General features: G+C 44.8%; 15 protein-coding genes. 4 read left to right on the forward strand and 11 right to left on the reverse strand.

What is annotated here, in order from left to right:
* Positions 1-368: 368 nt before the first annotated feature.
* The 3 genes from pyrG to LDK34_RS10740 all read right to left on the reverse strand — a co-directional run bounded on the left by pyrG (position 369) and on the right by LDK34_RS10740 (position 3,265).
* Positions 369-1,982 carry a CTP synthase gene (gene pyrG / locus LDK34_RS10730; RefSeq protein ID WP_161003709.1) on the reverse strand — a complete coding sequence of 538 codons (1,614 nt, stop codon included), beginning with the start codon at positions 1,980-1,982 and terminating at the stop codon, positions 369-371.
* A 210-nt stretch (positions 1,983-2,192) separates the two neighbouring features.
* Positions 2,193-2,789 carry a DNA-directed RNA polymerase subunit delta gene (gene rpoE / locus LDK34_RS10735; protein WP_017260508.1) on the reverse strand — a complete coding sequence of 199 codons (597 nt, stop codon included), beginning with the start codon at positions 2,787-2,789 and terminating at the stop codon, positions 2,193-2,195.
* A gap of 44 nt (positions 2,790-2,833) precedes the next feature.
* On the reverse strand, positions 2,834-3,265 hold the full coding sequence (locus tag LDK34_RS10740) for a YwiB family protein (protein WP_026017008.1): 432 nt from the start codon (positions 3,263-3,265) through the stop codon (positions 2,834-2,836).
* 302 nt (positions 3,266-3,567) lie between these two features.
* Here LDK34_RS10740 and LDK34_RS10745 point away from each other — a divergent pair, with 302 nt between their 5' ends.
* The 3 genes from LDK34_RS10745 to yidA all read left to right on the forward strand — a co-directional run bounded on the left by LDK34_RS10745 (position 3,568) and on the right by yidA (position 6,627).
* The gene (locus LDK34_RS10745; protein ID WP_161003712.1) at positions 3,568-4,392 is read left to right on the forward strand and encodes a lipoate--protein ligase family protein; all 825 of its coding nucleotides are present in this window, start codon (positions 3,568-3,570) and stop codon (positions 4,390-4,392) included.
* Positions 4,393-4,454: 62 nt separating this feature from the next.
* Positions 4,455-5,828 (forward strand): HD domain-containing protein, encoded by a 1,374-nt coding sequence (locus LDK34_RS10750; protein ID WP_178942093.1) that lies wholly within the window; start codon positions 4,455-4,457, stop codon positions 5,826-5,828.
* Complete coding sequence (gene yidA, locus LDK34_RS10755; RefSeq protein WP_178942092.1) at positions 5,818-6,627, forward strand: sugar-phosphatase; 810 nt, start codon at positions 5,818-5,820, stop codon at positions 6,625-6,627. Before LDK34_RS10750 ends, yidA begins: the two co-directional genes overlap by 11 nt.
* A gap of 551 nt (positions 6,628-7,178) precedes the next feature.
* Here the strand turns inward: yidA and LDK34_RS10760 are convergent.
* The 8 genes from LDK34_RS10760 to LDK34_RS10795 all read right to left on the reverse strand — a co-directional run bounded on the left by LDK34_RS10760 (position 7,179) and on the right by LDK34_RS10795 (position 14,882).
* Positions 7,179-7,547 (reverse strand): DUF3899 domain-containing protein, encoded by a 369-nt coding sequence (locus LDK34_RS10760; protein WP_178942091.1) that lies wholly within the window; start codon positions 7,545-7,547, stop codon positions 7,179-7,181.
* A gap of 99 nt (positions 7,548-7,646) precedes the next feature.
* On the reverse strand, positions 7,647-8,600 hold the full coding sequence (locus tag LDK34_RS10765; protein WP_178942090.1) for a hypothetical protein: 954 nt from the start codon (positions 8,598-8,600) through the stop codon (positions 7,647-7,649).
* A 365-nt stretch (positions 8,601-8,965) separates the two neighbouring features.
* On the reverse strand, positions 8,966-9,952 hold the full coding sequence (locus LDK34_RS10770; protein WP_017260515.1) for a ribose-phosphate diphosphokinase: 987 nt from the start codon (positions 9,950-9,952) through the stop codon (positions 8,966-8,968).
* Positions 9,953-10,043: 91 nt separating this feature from the next.
* On the reverse strand, positions 10,044-11,426 hold the full coding sequence (gene glmU, locus LDK34_RS10775) for a bifunctional UDP-N-acetylglucosamine diphosphorylase/glucosamine-1-phosphate N-acetyltransferase GlmU (protein WP_236941829.1): 1,383 nt from the start codon (positions 11,424-11,426) through the stop codon (positions 10,044-10,046).
* A gap of 12 nt (positions 11,427-11,438) precedes the next feature.
* Positions 11,439-12,275 (reverse strand): pur operon repressor, encoded by an 837-nt coding sequence (gene purR, locus LDK34_RS10780; RefSeq protein ID WP_178942088.1) that lies wholly within the window; start codon positions 12,273-12,275, stop codon positions 11,439-11,441.
* Positions 12,276-12,417: 142 nt separating this feature from the next.
* Entirely contained in the window at positions 12,418-13,215 is a 798-nt protein-coding gene (locus LDK34_RS10785) for a metal ABC transporter permease (RefSeq protein ID WP_178942087.1), read from the reverse strand.
* Entirely contained in the window at positions 13,208-13,960 is a 753-nt protein-coding gene (locus tag LDK34_RS10790; RefSeq protein ID WP_178942086.1) for a metal ABC transporter ATP-binding protein, read from the reverse strand. The genes LDK34_RS10785 and LDK34_RS10790 overlap by 8 nt, the downstream gene beginning before the upstream one ends.
* Complete coding sequence (locus tag LDK34_RS10795; protein ID WP_236941830.1) at positions 13,950-14,882, reverse strand: metal ABC transporter solute-binding protein, Zn/Mn family; 933 nt, start codon at positions 14,880-14,882, stop codon at positions 13,950-13,952. Before LDK34_RS10795 ends, LDK34_RS10790 begins: the two co-directional genes overlap by 11 nt.
* A gap of 603 nt (positions 14,883-15,485) precedes the next feature.
* Between LDK34_RS10795 and abc-f the strand changes: the two genes are divergently transcribed.
* Positions 15,486-16,949: a ribosomal protection-like ABC-F family protein gene (abc-f, locus tag LDK34_RS10800; RefSeq protein WP_178942085.1), complete on the forward strand. Its 1,464-nt coding sequence runs from the start codon at positions 15,486-15,488 to the stop codon at positions 16,947-16,949.
* Positions 16,950-16,968 lie beyond the last annotated feature (19 nt).

Below are 16,968 nucleotides of genomic sequence, written 5' to 3' on the forward strand. Positions count from 1 at the left end.
AACGAATGGCAAAAAGACAACACTGTTTCTGGCTTCTCAGTATATTTTTAGAAACTTTTTTATCACTGCTCAATCATTTACCAGTCAAATCGTTTAATAATTGCCTGTTTAACGGCATTTTGGTTCCACTGTTGACTTGATGGAAACAGCGAGAAAAATTGTGCAAAATAAAAAGTTTGTTGGGGACGTATCTGTCCCTCAACAAACTTTCTCGAAGTGCTGTGCCTATCTGGCCCTGTCAGTTTTCCGTAATTTGCATTATCCGGTTGTCTTCACTTTAATTTTTCAGCGTGGTGAATATATACTTTCACCGAGCAAACAGCCTGTTATGAAAACTACACACGTGATTATAAACCCTTGCCTACTGTTTACTGACGCGAAATGTGTTCATCATCAGCAGCCTTCACAAACGCCTTGAACAACCCTTCGGGACGGTTTGGCCGTGACAAGAATTCTGGATGATATTGTGCGGCAACGAAGAACTTGTTGCTTGGCAATTCAACCACTTCTACTAACCGGTTATCAGGTGACGTCCCAGAGAATACCAGCCCCTTGGCAGCTAACTGGTCGCGGAACTTGTTATTGAATTCATAACGGTGACGATGACGTTCGGAAATCACTTCTTCATTGTTATAAGCTGAGGCAGCCAAAGTACCTGGCTTCAACTTACATGGGTAAGCACCTAATCGTTGTGTACCACCAAGATCATCGATGTTTTCTTGATCAGGCATCAAATCAATAACTGGGTATGGTGTGTCAGCATTAATTTCCGTTGAATTAGCATCTTTCAAGCCAACCACGTCACGGGCAAATTCCACACAAGCCATCTGCATTCCCAGACAAATGCCCAAGTATGGAATGTCATGTTCACGTGCATACTTGATGGCCAAAATCTTGCCTTCAATACCACGATTACCGAAACCGCCGGGAACCAGAATGCCATCTGCTTCAGCCAAAACGGAATCAACGTTATCTGCGTTAATTTCTTCTGAGTTGAAATGATTAATTTTAACATCAGCATCAACCACATAGCCGGCTGACTTTAGGGCTTCGTTGACAGAGATATAAGCATCTTGTAGGTCAGTGTATTTCCCAACCAAATCAATGGTGATCGTCTTGTGCAAGTTTTGAACATGTTGTTCGAGCTTACGCCATTCACTCATATCTGCTTCCGGAGCGGACAACTTAAAGTGGTTTAAGACAATGTCGTCCATGTGTTGGTCTTGTAAAGCCAATGGCACCGTGTAAACCGTTGGCACATCCATCGATTCCACAACAGCCTCAGGATCAACGTCACAGAATGACGCAATCTTGTTACGCATCGTTTGGGTGATGTGCTTTTCCGTCCGGACAACCAACATGTTTGGCTGAATGCCTAAACCACGCAGTTCCTTAACACTGTGTTGTGTTGGCTTTGTCTTCATTTCACCAGCAGCCCGCAGATAAGGAATCAAAGTTGTGTGAATGTAGAAAACATTGTCACTACCAACATCAGTCTTCATCTGACGTAAGGCCTCAATAAATGGTAAGGATTCAATGTCACCCACCGTACCACCAATTTCTGTGATCACTACGTCCGCGTCAGTCGTTTGACCAGCACGCATGATCTTTTCCTTAATTGCGTTAGTGATATGCGGAATGACTTGAACCGTCGCGCCAAGGTAGTCTCCATGACGTTCTTTTTGTAGAACTTCTTGATAAATTTTCCCCGTCGTGACGTTTGAGTATTTATTCAGGTTAATGTCGATAAATCGTTCGTAGTGGCCTAAATCAAGGTCCGTTTCGGTCCCATCATTTGTCACAAACACTTCACCGTGTTGGTATGGGCTCATCGTTCCTGGGTCAACATTGATGTAAGGATCAAACTTTTGAATCGTAACCTTGAGCCCACGGTTCTTTAACAAACGGCCTAAGGACGCAGCAACGATCCCTTTCCCAATTGACGAAACCACACCACCGGTGACAAAAATGTATTTGGTCATCTAAATAAACGCTCCTTTTGTTTTTTCGGGGAAGCCTTAAACAAAGAAAAAGCCCCCAATTCATCTGAATTGGGAGCAACTAAAGTCTTCATTAACGTGCCCGTTCTGCTGAACGGTGCCCAAAAAATATAATACCGACTTCAAGTCATAACGTCAAGGATTTTATCCGGTAATTTTATTACTGGGTCAAACGAACAAACAACGCGTTAGTTATTCGTCGTCATCATCGTTTTCTTCATCCTCATCGTCATCATCATCTTCATCACTTAACTCTGCTAATTGACCTTCGATACCATCTGGCAATTCTTCTTCAGTAGCCTGATTCTCAGTATCGTCATCATCGCTGTCCTCATCGTTATCTTGAGTGTCAGCACCATCAACATCGTCATCAGAATCTTGACCAAAGTCATCATCTTCAGGATCATCATCATCGTAGTCGATAACATCATCGTCGTCGGCAGCGTCAGCCAGAAAGGCATTAACCTTACGGCGTTTCTTACGCTTTGGCTGATCCTCGTCTTCTTCACCATTAATAGTGGCTTCGTCGATGGAGTCAAACGCGTACCAAGTACGGAGTCCCCATGTGTTGTCACCAAGTGAAATGAAACTACCGTCGACATTTAGGTCCGTATAGAATTGTGCAAAACGATCACGAATTTCTTCGTCACTTTTGCCCAAGTACTGTTGTACCTGGTTAGTTAAGTCGGCAAAGCCCATGGCTTCTCCGTGTTGTGAGAGAATTGCGTGCGCAACCTCAATCATCGACAATTCTTTCTTATTTTGACCTTCGAAAATTTTAAGTTCCAAAATCAGGCCCGTCCTTTCGAGAGTGTACATCTTATCATAAGGTCTTAAGCTGTAAAATGCAATCTAATTTGATAATCACCGATTAATTGTTCGCCGGCCAGCAACTGGTAATCGATGGCAATTCGGCCTGCCGATAAATCATCACTCAACCTGACACTAAGATCAGTTGTTGCAACTTCGACGGCCATAATCCCATAAGGCGTCCGATATTGAGTCGTCACTGCCTTGCCGGTTAGAAAATGAAATTTGAGACCATTTTCACCAGAACGCGTCAAGACTACATCGTCTTCACCATTCAGCTTAAACGTCACTGGTGTTGACTGACCATTATCATCTTCAACATAACGTAAATAAATGTTGTCATTCACAATCACCAAGCGGCCTGGCAAATCAAAGTCAAATTGCTCGGTGTCATCATCTTGTGTAATGTTGGTCAATAAATGAACGGTGACAGCCTGTTCAAATTGTTGTGCCACAAATCTACCTCCCAGTGTTATTTGAAATTTTCCATAAAACGCATTGAATATCAGTAAGAAATTATAACGCTTTTTAGATAAATTACCATTAATGAAACCTTGGTCCCTTTCATTTTGAAAATTGGGCTCAATGTCTTTCAATAATGCAGACCCCAGCGCGATTCGGTATAATGAAAGCAGTTGCTTTTAGCTATTCTTATAAATGAGATCGATATAGATAATAAATTAGCAAACGGACTCACTAATATGAGCCCATTCATTTCGTTTGCAATCCACAAAACGTTAAGAAATCAGGTGATTACATGATTGACGCACTTGCTCTTGCGCCGACAACAATGTTACTGTCGCAGCACTTCAAACAAGCTGACGGTTTAGCGACATTTTCAAACATGAATGCGCTACTTAGTCTTATTGAACATGAAAATCAGCCCTTACTCCACTTTTGGTTACTCGATAACACGGTGATCATGGGGCTTCGCGATGCGGATGTGCCGCATTTGTCTGCTGCCCACAAAGTGCTCACAGATCATGGTTACAGCGGATTCATCCGTAATTCAGGTGGGTTAGCTGTGGTAGCTGACGCCGGCGTTCTCAACATCAGCCTTTTTTTCCCACCCAGTTTGGTCAAACTAGGCGTCGATGATGCCTATGAACAAATGAAGTTGCTTGTTGACCGGGCGTTTCCTGAACTCCCCATTGATGCTGGCGAAGTCGCTCGTTCCTACTGTCCGGGCACCTACGATCTGAGCGTAAATGGGCATAAGATTGCCGGCATGTCTCAACGCCGCCGGAATGGTGGCACCGTCATCATGTTATATCTGAGCGTGAACGGGAACCAAAATGCTCGTGCTCAATTAATTCACGATTTCTACACCGTGGGATTAGGACACGAAGAAAATAAATGGGATTTCCCTGATGTCGATCCTGGCACCATGATGAATGTTGGCGACTTGTTACCGCAATCTTTAACTATTGAAGCAGCCCGTCAACGTTTTATTGACGCGGCACAGCAAAGTGGCACGCATCTTGCTAAACAGCACTTGGCCACACTTATGCAAGAACCAGAATTTGGTGCTCACCTAGATTTTGAAGCCAAACGCTTGAGTCAGCATCAACCGAGTTTTTAAAGTCGCTACCACGGTCCTAGGAAAATTGAGTCGTATCCGTCACATATTTCAAGGAGGATTTAATGGATTATCGTCATCAGTTATTACCACGTGAAAAAGTATTCCGCGATCCCGTTCACAATTATATCGCCGTTTCTTACCAGGTCATTTTGGATTTGATTGACACTAAAGAATTTCAGCGTTTGCGACGCGTCAAACAACTGGGTGTGACCGAAGAGGTTTTTCATGGGGCAGAACACAGTCGCTTTGGGCATTCCTTAGGTGTATACGAAATTGCGCGACGAATCTGCGATAACTTTGAACACGACTATCCGTCGCAAACGCCTGGGGACGGTCTGTGGGACGACCACGAGCGACTCGTTACGCTATGTGCGGCACTCTTGCACGATATTGGGCATGGTGCTTACTCACATACGTTTGAACACATTTTTCACACGGACCATGAAGCAATTACTGCACAAATTCTGACTTCCCCCACTACCGAGGTCAACGCAGTGCTCAAACGGGTGTCGCCAGAATTTCCACAACAGGTTGCCAGCGTCATTCAACATACGTATCCTAATCCGCAAGTTGTTCAGATCATTTCCAGTCAATTGGACGCAGACCGAATGGATTATCTGTTACGTGACGCCTACTATACCGGTGCTGACTACGGTCGTTTCGACCTCACTCGTGTGTTGCGCGTGATGCGACCCTACAAAGACGGGATTGCGTTTGATATCGACGGCATGCACGCTGTCGAAGATTACATTCTCAGTCGTTTTCAAATGTATCAACAAGTATACTTCCACCCTGTCTCCCGTGCCATGGAAGTCATTTTGGATCATCTTTTGTTACGTGCTAAGGACCGTTATGACAACCAGCCAGTCCGTGAAGACGGCTTTCGTCCCTTACTGCTTGAACCATTCTTTAACCACGATTGGACGCTAGCTGACTACTTAAAATTAGATGATGGCGTACTTAACACTTACTTCCTACACTGGGCTGACAGCGACGACGCCGTGTTGTCGGACCTAGCCAATCGTTTCCTAAATCGCCGGCCCTTTAAATCTGTGGAATATACGAGCGAAACGGAAGATTTGTTGACGATTCTACGCGCCAAAATTGAAACGGCCGGCTATAACGTCAAGTACTACACTGCCACAAACGACAGTTACGATCTGCCATACAATGCAAACAGTCGCCAAACTCGCAAACCAGCTGCCGAAATTCAACTGATGAAAAGTGACGGCTCCACCATTGAGTTATCATCACTGAGCCCGCTAGTTGCCGCCATTACTGGTCGTGAATTGGGTGATCAGCGTTTCTTCTTTCCTCGGGAAATGTTGACCAAAAACGCAGAAAATGATTTATTTAGCCCAATTTACATTGAGTTTCAAAATTACATTCATAATGATCAACTTATTCACCCTCAAGGAGAATCCTATGACAATTAAAATGATTGCCATCGACATTGATGGCACGTTACTAAATGAAAAGAGTTCACTGAACCCAGCTACAATCAAAGCCGTTCAGGCAGCTCGTGATGCCGGTATCAAAGTTGTCCTATGTACTGGTCGCCCACTGACCGGTGTTCAAGATTACTTGGACCAACTTGGGCTCAGTGGTGACGACCAATACGTCATTACTTTCAACGGTGCATTAGCACAAACAATCAGTGGCAAAATTCTTGTTCGCCACACGTTGAATTACGATCAGTACCGTCAATTACAAAGTCTAAGTGAAACACTTGAAACACACTTTCACGTAGAAACTGAATCACACATTTATACAGCTAACAAAGACATCAGTCCTTACACCATCGGCGAAGCCTTCTTAGTAAAAATGCCGATTCGTTACCGTGCCGTTGAAGAAATGCCAGCTAACATCACATTATCTAAGGCAATGTTCATCGACGACCCAAAGATTATCAGTAGCGCGGTCGAAAAACTGCCTGACGATGTCAAACAAGACTTTTACTTTGTCCGTAGTGAACCCTACTTTCTTGAAGCCATGAATAAAGCGGCTTCTAAGGGCAACGCAATCACCGGATTAGCGAGCGATTTGAGCTTTTCAATGGACGAAGTTATGGCTTTGGGCGACCAAGGCAACGATCTTTCCATGATCAAGGCTGCTGGTTGGGGTGTTGCAATGGGCAATGCCATTGACGAAGTTAAGGAAGCTGCCCAGGCTGTTACACTGACCAACAAAGAAGACGGTGTCGCCGCCGCAATCAACAAATACGCACTAAATTAATCGGAACAATTTAATCTAAAGCACAAAACGCACTGCATTCCAAGTTTTAAGGAATTGCAGTGCGTTTTGTTATGTCTGTACCGTTCCGCGGACCAGAAACGCCGTTCCGTGGGACCGGTCTCAGCCTCCTAAAACCCGGAGTCTTTAACCTTGATTATGAGCCGAAAAAACCGTCTCATAAGTCATCCCGCAACACTAAGCGGCCAAATTCATGCCGCTAAATGTTGCCGACACGAAACTCTGTTTCTGGTCCGCTCCACTCTTCTCACAATTATTCTTTTGGGCTCACAGTCAAGCCACTGTCCTGTCAAAAATGTTGCCACAATAGTAGCTGGAAGGCGTCAACAGTGATACCGAGCCGTGAAGGTAACGTTAATTCGAGTGGTTTGCTCGAATTTAGGTTACGGACGGCCCGTAAAGACTCGGCTCCTCACGAGGCTTTGCGGCGGGGTGAAAGACTCCGAACTTGGGAGACTTGAACCGATCCCACAGCGAGCGTGTCACTGTTGCTGTTGACAACTGAAAGCACACAGCCAACTAAAGTGGACCACTCAGAGCGTGACTACAACGGCGATGATAATGAGAATGGCACCATCGATCCAGAGCCACCGATTCCAATCGGAAAATCGAAGTGGTTCATTCTTTTTAACGGCAATATCACGTGTGTTCATCTTAGGCTCAGGTTTCTTATCCGCCTTTTCTTTATACGTTTGTTTACGGCGTCTGCGAAATCCGGCAAACAAATGTGCATGACTCAATTGCATCACCACGCCAATAACAATTAGCACCAATCCAATCATAAAAAATATATCGGACAGTTTAACTAATGAAACGCCACTTGCCCAGGCGATGCCACCAATAATGGCACAAACGATTAAACCAATCGCTGAACATATTGTTGGTCGTTGTTTTTGTCGCATCTTTTACGTCTCCAAACTAATCTTTGTGATAAATCTGTTGTAACTAAAAATACCGCAAATGTCTGCGGTATTAAAGTCCAAATTATATTTAGCTAATCACTAATGGTTTGACTGCGTCGTTGAAGTACTGCTGTCGGTTGTTGGTGTGTTAACCGTGTTAGCCCCACCATTGCCAGCATCGGCTCCAGAAAAGACGGTGGTTACTTCTTTGTTTGCTGGTGTGTAAGTGTAAACACCGGAAAGATTGCTGATGTTTGCATCAGGAGCTTGGGTTCGAACGTCGATTTGGTAGGTGCCATTCCCGTTGTTAATAACGGTGTATTGACGACTGCCATTTGTCTCGTTGTAACCCATCTGGCTTCTAAAGTTTGACAGAACCCCGTTCGTGGAAGTTGCAGTTGAAGTGCTACCCTTCGTCGTACTGTTACTGTTCAATACAGGCTGTTGTGTTGTTTCACTGTTTGTCTTCGATACCGAAGAAACGCTACTCTGTCCGTTTACATTGCCTGTAACTTGACTAACTTGTTGGCTATTAGTTACACGACTGCTGTCTTGTTGACCGCTCGTAGAAACAGTTCCCGAAGCGACTTTGCTCAAACTGGTTTGAGTTGCGTTACCCTTAACAGAACTACTCTGTGTTGAACTACTTTGTGTTGAATTGCTCTGAATCGAGCCGCCTCGAACAGAACTACTTGGTACTACACTGCTTTGAACGCTAGTAGTCTGCGCCGAACTCGTCGATGCGGTGCTTACATTAGATGATGCCGTGTCCGAATCAGAAACAGCACTAGTCTCGGAAGCAGATGAACTTGTCCCCGTTACGGCTAATGAAGACTGATCACTAGAAGAACTGGTTGTAGCAGGTGCGACCGTTGTAACATTCGACGTCTGGGTAGGAACCTTTACGTCGCTCTTACGGCTGCTACAAACACTATCTGAATGATGCCCCTCGCTGACTGTCGTCGCAGAAGTACTTGCACAAGCAGTCAACAGAACCGTACTGACCAAAATTACACTACCTGTCATCATTTTCTTAAATGTTTGAATGCTCATTTTATGTACCCCCGCTCTGACACGTTTCAAATCTCCTGTGCCTTTTGATACTTAAAGTATATCACTTGTAACAAAAATTACGTGATTATGTCATTATTGTTACATATCGAAAGAAAAGCTTAATAACTTCAACATTTTATGATATAGACGGTGAAATAATGGGATTGGAACCTAACAACTCAATTTAACACTTGGTAAAAGTGCCGCAACCGCGAGCCAGAACGCTGTCATTTACCCGTTTGACACAAAAACGACGTTCATGGAAAGGACCATGAACGTCGTTTTTACCTGAGCAAGTCACCCTAGTACACCTTGCTCTCGTTTATTCGAAGCTAATTAAATTAGACTATTTAACTAATCGAAAATCAGTTGTTACGGCCGTCCCGGTGAAAACGGGTCCGGAACAACGGGCTAACAGCCTTGTTTTCATTGATCCGGCGAATTGCATCCCCAACCAGTGGTGCAATGGACACTTGAACTAACTTGTCGAAATGTTTCTCTTCTGGCAAGTTAATTGAGTCGGTCACAACCACTTGTTTAAATGGCGATGCTTTCAAACGGTCAACTGCTGGGCCAGACAACACAGCGTGTGAACAACAAGCGTAAACTTCTTCTGCACCTGCATCCATCAATGCCTTGGCTCCCAAAGTAATCGTACCGGCTGTATCAATCATGTCATCAATCATGATACATTTCTTACCCTTGACGTCACCAATAATGTTCATAATCTCGGCCACGTTGGCACGAGGGCGACGTTTGTCAATAATCGCAATTGGTGCTTTAAGGAACTCTGCCAAGGCACGCGCACGTGTCACTCCACCGTGATCCGGTGAAACCACCACTGCATGTTCAGCAATGTGATTCGTAATGAAATAGTCAGCTAACAATGGTGCTGCCATCATGTGATCAACCGGAATATCAAAGAATCCCTGAATTTGAGCAGCATGCAAGTCTAACGCCAATAGTCGGGTCGCACCAGCTTTTTCAAGCATATCTGCGACCAGTTTAGCGGTGATAGGTTCACGTGAACGCGCTTTACGATCCTGACGGGCATAGCCATAGTAAGGAACAACCAAGTTGATTGTATTAGCACTGGCACGACGTAGTGCATCAATCATAATCAACAATTCCATCAAATTATCGTTAACAGGTGCTGATGTGGACTGAATCAAATAAACGTTGTCCCCACGCACACTTTCTTCGATATTAATGCGAATTTCACCATCACTGAAACGATCCACAGAAGTTTTACCTAATTCAACACCAACTTCATTAGCAATTTTTTCTGCCAGGGGGCGGTTTGAATTCAGCGCAAAAATCTTCAGTTTGGGGTCAAAATATTGAGTTGACATGTTCCCTCCACAAAGGATAATTTAATTTTTTCATACTCATTTGTTATAGCTCAATGGTACTCATTAACGGTCATTGACGCAACTATCTGCACTATTTGTCTTCCGGTTTGTGCGGTAATTTTGACCAATAATCCGGTTTGTTAGTTTGACGTTCACGGGCAATCGCCATGTCATGACGCGCAACATCCTTTGTAATCGTTGAACCAGCAGCAATAAACGAGTGATCCGCGACGTTAAGCGGCGCAACCAAATTGGAATTACTGCCAATGAAGCTGTGGTCGCCCACAATAGATTCATGTTTGCCAACACCATCGTAGTTAACAAACACAACGCCACAGCCGACATTAATATCCGTTCCTAATTGAGCATTCCCGACATAGGTCAAGTGGCCTACTTTAGTCCGTGCACCAATAGTCGCTTTCTTAATCTCAACAAAGTTGCCCAGGTGAACGTTTTCACCAATATGAGCATCTGGCCGCAAGTGACTCATTGGACCAATATCAGAGCCATCAGCCATGTCACTATCCTCAATGAATGAAGAAGTAACCGTGACACCATCGTGAATCACACTATTACGAATTTCGGAATTGGCGCCAATCATACAATCCTCGCCAATGACCGTGTGCCCCTTTAACTGAACATTAGGTTCAATAATAGTGTCAGCACCAATTTTAACGTCCACATCAACGTACGTATGATCCGGATCGATAAAGGTCACACCATTTGCCATGTGTTCCTCATTGATGCGGCGTTGCATAACTTTTGTCGCTGTTGCCAAAGCTTTGCGGTCATTAACACCCATTGATTCACTGAAATCACTCATGCGGTAAGCGCCGACCCGTTGACCGGCTGCCTTTAAGATTTCGATGACATCAGTTAGGTAATACTCACCTTGGGCATTGTCGTTTTTAACTTGGTGGAGTGCATTGAATAAGGCTTTGTTATCGAAAACGTACACACCGGTATTAATTTCCTTAACAGCCTGTTCTTCTGATGTAGCGTCCTTTTGTTCCACAATTTTTTCTACAAGCCCAATATCATTTCGGATAATCCGGCCGTAACCAGTCGGGTTGGGCGCAATCGACGTCAGGATCGTACCGACATCGCCCTTAGCTTCGTGATAATCAAACAGTTTTTGAAGTGTTTCAGCCCGAAACAACGGTGTATCACCACTGACAATCAGTGTGACACCATCGACGTCGCCTAGTAACGGTTCTGTTTGTAACACGGCATGACCCGTACCCAATTGTTCTTTCTGCATTGCATATTGCGTGCGGTCACCCAATTGTTTGCGAACATCATCTGCCCCATAGCCAACAATTGTCACGATCCGGTCCATGTTGGTCGATTCCACCTGGGTCAACACGTGATCGACCATTGTTTTACCACACACCCGGTGCAGAACTTTGTACAGCTTCGATTTCATGCGGGTTCCTTTACCAGCCGCAAGAATAATGGTATTTCTCGAACTCATTGAAAAACTTACCTACCTTTCATTGCCAAACACACGGTGCATATAGTTCCCGGGTGTGGCCCGAATTGGTTCCGATTCACTCTGTAATGTTTCAACATGCAGTAATGATGTAAAGTTTTCAGATTGACGTTCGCCATTAAAACGGCCTTCGCCAAACACGGTGATTCCGGCAACCTCACAATCCAGTTCACGAACTAAGCTAGCAAGACCAGAAATGGTGCCGCCACCCTTAACAAAGTCATCCACAATCAATACCCGTGAACCAGCTGGCAGGGCACGTTTGGAAATCTGCATTTTTTCGATGGCCGTCGATGAGCCAGATACATAGTTCACACTGACCGTAGCACCATCTGTGATGGCACCGTCTTGACGAGCAATGACAAATGGCACGTTCAATTGTTCCGCAACAGCCTGGGCTATCGGAATCCCCTTCACAGAAACCGTCAATACCATATCAATGGTTTGGTTCATGTATTGAGTCGCAATCAAACGCCCGATCTGGCGCAATACCTCTGGCTGACCCAACAGGTCAGATAAATAAACATAACCACCAGGCATTACCCGATGGGAGTCCGAAACTTCTTTACATAAATAATCGATGTATTCAGAAGCATCTTCCTTCAGGATATACGGAATAAACCGAGCACCACCCGCAGCACCGGGCAGAGTTTCTAACAAACCGGTTCCACGTTCCTGAAAGGTTCGTTTTAAAATGGTTAAATCTTCACTAATCGATGATTTGGCTGACTCATAACGCTCCGCAAAAAAGGACAACGAAACCAGTGTCCGTGGTCGTTCCAGTAAGAAGCGCGTCATGTCAATCAATCGATCTGATCGTCTAACTTTCACGTTTAGCTACCTCAACTCATTTTTAATTTCACAATGAACGACAAAAAGCGTTCTTTCCTTGGTTAATAATAGCACAACGTTCGTAATTACTGGGCGCTTCTCACAAAAAAAGCGCCGTTTCCGACGCCGTTCTCATACCACTTTAATTTCGTGCTGTGAAGCGATTAAAAATCAGGCCAATAAAGTAAAACAGGACTTCAATGACGGCAATGAAGAAAGAAACCGGCCAGTTTGTCCAGTAGCTCAGCGCCAAACCGAGCCACACACCAATCAAAGCAAATAGAATGGCTAGACCAATCATGCTGCCAACGCCGTGCGCAAAATATTTTGCCGCAGAGGCAGGTAAGGTAAGCAAGATAAAGATTAACAGGGAGCCCACGATTTGAGCGGCCACACTGACTGAAAATGCTAATGCAACCAGAAAGATAATGGCCAGTGTGGTGCCGTGAATACCGGCAACCCGCGCTCCGACAGCGTCAAACGAATCAAACTTCAAACTTCGGTACACCGCCATAATTACCACAATCACGGCCAAGGCTAACATAGCAACTTGTACTACCGATGTCCGGCTGATTCCAATGACAGAGCCAAACAAAATGTTTGTAGCTGAACTAGCATTTTGGTTTGATAGTGAGAGAAACAGAATCCCCAGCCCAATTGCTAACGCTGAAATCGACGTGATGGCAGCTTCACGTCGGGACGCCTTGCTACTCAACTGGCCTACCGCCACAGAACTGACACTGGTAAATAACAGCATCCCCGCCAATGGCGTCCAGCCAACAAACAATCCGAAGGCTGCCCCAGCGAAGCCAATTTCAGATAACGTATGCGTTAAAAAAGACATGTTTCGAGCGACCACAAAGACCCCAACGATACCGCTGACAATTGCGATTAATGTCCCCGCCGCAAAAGCATTTTGCATAAATGGATAATTAAGCATGAGCCGCCTCCAGTACCGTTTCGTTCAATTGGTCAATCGTGCCCAGTTGATACGGGCCCGGCTGCATTAACAAAAAGTTGGTCGAATACTTTTTTGTTAACGGCAAATCGTGCGTTACGAAGATAACGGCTGCCTGTGTTTGCTGCTGATATTGTTTAACCAAGTCCAGCAATTCAAACTTCATATTATTGTCCAAACTGGCAGTCGATTCATCCAAAATCAGCAACTGTGGCTGTCGAATCAAAGCTTGGGCCAAATAAGCCTTCTGTAACTCCCCACCAGAAACACGGCCAAGCGGTGTGTGTGCGATCCGCGTCAAATCTGTTTCGTGCAACACTTGATTCAAGCGTTGCTTTTCATGTTTGGACCACCATGGCGTTAAATGATCATGTAGCGCTAAACCCACAAAATCTTTCACGGTCAACGGATACTCGGTATCAACGTTTCTAAATTGTGGGACATAACCGATCGTGACCTGAGAACGACTTGGCAAAAACGAAACTTCGCCAGCCGTGGGCCGCAGTTGTTGGAGTAAAATTCGAATAAGGGTTGTTTTACCAATCCCATTTTCGCCAAGTACGCTAAGGAATTCGCCACGCTTTAACGTAAACGTGAGTCCTTGAAACACCGTTTTTTGGCCAAACTTCATCCCTAGTTTATCCACGGTCATAATGGTGTCCTCGGTTAGTTGACTGTCAGGTTGACCATTGGGATCAATCTTTGGATGCGTTTCATTACTTGCCATGCTGATTGTCCTCCTCTAACGCAGTTTTGACTTGGTTCAATTCGTTGGTCATCCAGTGTGCATACGACTGATTGGACGGCAACGTTTCCGTCACTTGAACCACTGGGATGTGGTAGCGACGTGCTTGTTTGGTCATTGAGTTCACAATCGGCTGTGAGTTTTGTGTGTTCACAACCCATAAAGCAACCCTGTGTTGTTTAAAATCACGCGTTAGTTTGGCAATGTCTGCTGGTGATGGATCGGTTCCCTCTTCAACAGCGCGAGCAAAATGATTATCAGTGACTTTTAAATTTACCGCCGACAATGTGTCATTGAACACCGGCTCACTAACAGCGACCGCTTGATGATGGCTCATGCGTTTTAACTGTTTAATCGTCTTTTTCCACGATGACAGTGTCTCGAGGTAACGGTCGGCATTCCGTTTAAAAGTCGCTTTATGATCAGGTTGCAAACGTGAAAAGCGTGTTACCATCTGTGCAACTAAGCGTGGCATCGTCTGCGGATTGTACCAAATGTGAGGATTCTCGCCAACCTGTCGGTGCATCAGATCTGTACCAACATTAATGGTGCGCTTCTCCTGACCATTCGCCGCCACAACTTTTCCCAACCAGTCATCATAACCCAAACCATTTTCAATGATCACATCAGCCTTAGCAACCTGCTTTGCAGTGTGCGTCGTTGGCTCAAAGCTTTCCGCATCAACGCTAGGACTGTTAATAACAGCCGTCACCTGACCATATTGCCCTAGCACTGCGCTGGCGGCCTGAGCATAGAAATCCAATGAACTTACCACGCGAATTTTTGAGGTCGGTTTGGCTCGCGCAATCATTCTTCGTTGATCCACTACTAAGCTAACAATCAATGCGATTAAGAGTAATGCTATAATACTGAAGATATGTAAGCCACGTTTATGTTGTCGCAAGAGAATGTCCTTTCTGCAATGAATATGTAAAAAGTAATGATTACCGTTTAATAGTTTACCGAAACTCCAAAAAAAATGCAATCGGTAAACTTCAGAACGTAACCACTTCTTAAGAGCATAAAATTAACCTTAAGCATCCATATCCACATTTGATAAGAACTTTTGGAGATCAAAATGACTGAACAACACTTAGTATTTCACCATATCCTATATCATGAAAACCAACGCTAAAGGCATTCTTTCTTGACAGTCGCTCCAAAAACCGTTACATTATTTTCGAAATGATTTATCAATACTAAAATTTTTAAGGAGATCCGCCGATGCGCAACTAATAACTGTTTTGGAACTAAGTGAACTCATAATTTTATCTACGAAATATCCAGAAGACAACAGGAATTGGCCTCGTTTGCCCTCTGTGAAGAAACTTCAATAGATAATTGTGAATTCATTCAGTGCCAGCAGTTACATGTTGCGGGGGTGGACTCTTTTTTTGTGCGCTCCCCCACATGTCTGGACTGTCTTGGCACGTTCTTGGGAGGTTATAAAATGAAATATTTTCTTCTCGCTTAACACCTATCTAGTTAACTTGTAAGGAGTGATTTCATGTTTGTTATTCAAGCACAAAATATTGCCATCACACGGCATCAACAACAATTATTTAATATTGAGCAACTCGTCATTAATCCTGGTGACCGCATCGGTCTAATTGGCGCTAATGGTGCTGGTAAAACAACGCTGATCGATATTCTGACTGGCTCGCTGACCCCTGATGCTGGCATCGTCGACCGCCAAACGACGCCTGTTGTCGTCCACCAATTGCACGATATTTCCACGCAAAGTGGTGGTGAACAGGTTAAAAACGCTATTTTAACGGCTTTACGTCAACAACCCGAATGGTTAATTTTGGATGAGCCCAGCGCTAATTTAGACGAGACAAACCAGCAGTGGTTGATTGACCAGCTCAATCGATTTAAAGGCACCTTGCTACTGATTTCGCATGATCGAACATTACTCAATGCTGTCACGACCACAACTTGGTCGCTCGCTGATCATACCCTGACAACGTTTGCCGGCAATTATGATGCCTTTACGGCTAATGAGACGGCCCAGCGAAATAATCAGGCAGCTGCATTCCGAAGCTACCAGCAACAAAAGCATAAGCTGGAAGTCGCCGCTATCAAACGCACTGAACGGGCAGCCAAAATAACAAAGCCTAATCCTCACAATCATAGTCGTAACGAGCTTCAGGATATGAAAAGCTCACTGCGCCGTAATCAAGGCAAAATGACCAAAGCCGCGCGCGTTATAAAGGATCACGCTGAACATCTGACACCAGTTGCCAAACCCACTGAGCAGCCCTCGGTTACCTTACGGGCGGAACAGTTCGCCACTTTAGGCAGGCATACGCCGATCAACATTCAGCATCTGGCCTTGAAAGCTGGCAAACGAACATTGGCAAACGATGTCAACTTCGTCCTCCACACCGGTGACCGTGTCGCCATCACCGGGCCAAACCAGGTCGGTAAAACGACACTGCTTCGCGCCGTTTTAGCCAACCAAAATCAGGCCATTAGCGTCAATCCCGCGGTTAAATTTGGTTACTTTGCTCAGAATATGAGCCGCTTGGATCTAACCGCCACCATTTGGCAAAACGTGACTGAACATACGCGTCAGGACAACGCTATTGTCCGCACAGTTTTGGCTGAATTTGGTTTTAAAGCGACTGCCTTAGATATTCCTGCCCAAAACCTAAGCGGTGGCCAACGTGTTAAGGTTTCACTGGTTAAAGTTCTGCTCAGCGACGCCAATGTTCTTATCCTTGACGAGCCAACGAACTACCTTGATTTACCAACGCTCACAGCACTCGAACAATTTTTAACCACCTATCCTGGCACCGTTTTGTTTGTCTCACATGATGAAACATTTGTGACGCACGTCGCGACTCGCGTCTTAAAGCTTTCTACTCACGGTCTGGTTGACCCCAATCAGGTGGCTACCAAACGGATTACGGCAGCGCAACGTCAAGCTGCTGATGAAGCATTGCTCGCTCAGTTTCGTGATTTGTAGTCGTCTTTTCAATCTCATT

The organism is Furfurilactobacillus milii (genome assembly GCF_021654115.1).
Classification (GTDB): domain Bacteria; phylum Bacillota; class Bacilli; order Lactobacillales; family Lactobacillaceae; genus Furfurilactobacillus; species Furfurilactobacillus milii.

Excerpts from the sequence above, each read along its gene's own strand:
- abc-f (WP_178942085.1), top strand. The coding sequence starts at position 15,486 with ATGTTTGTTATTCAAGCACAAAATATTGCCATCACACGGCATCAACAA.
- yidA (WP_178942092.1), top strand. The coding sequence starts at position 5,818 with ATGACAATTAAAATGATTGCCATCGACATTGATGGCACGTTACTAAAT.
- glmU (WP_236941829.1), bottom strand. The coding sequence starts at position 11,426 with ATGAGTTCGAGAAATACCATTATTCTTGCGGCTGGTAAAGGAACCCGC.
- LDK34_RS10760 (WP_178942091.1), bottom strand. The coding sequence starts at position 7,547 with ATGCGACAAAAACAACGACCAACAATATGTTCAGCGATTGGTTTAATC.
- LDK34_RS10745 (WP_161003712.1), top strand. The coding sequence starts at position 3,568 with ATGATTGACGCACTTGCTCTTGCGCCGACAACAATGTTACTGTCGCAG.
- LDK34_RS10765 (WP_178942090.1), bottom strand. The coding sequence starts at position 8,600 with ATGAGCATTCAAACATTTAAGAAAATGATGACAGGTAGTGTAATTTTG.
- LDK34_RS10750 (WP_178942093.1), top strand. The coding sequence starts at position 4,455 with ATGGATTATCGTCATCAGTTATTACCACGTGAAAAAGTATTCCGCGAT.
- pyrG (WP_161003709.1), bottom strand. The coding sequence starts at position 1,982 with ATGACCAAATACATTTTTGTCACCGGTGGTGTGGTTTCGTCAATTGGG.
- LDK34_RS10770 (WP_017260515.1), bottom strand. The coding sequence starts at position 9,952 with ATGTCAACTCAATATTTTGACCCCAAACTGAAGATTTTTGCGCTGAAT.
- LDK34_RS10790 (WP_178942086.1), bottom strand. The coding sequence starts at position 13,960 with ATGGCAAGTAATGAAACGCATCCAAAGATTGATCCCAATGGTCAACCT.
- LDK34_RS10785 (WP_178942087.1), bottom strand. The coding sequence starts at position 13,215 with ATGCTTAATTATCCATTTATGCAAAATGCTTTTGCGGCGGGGACATTA.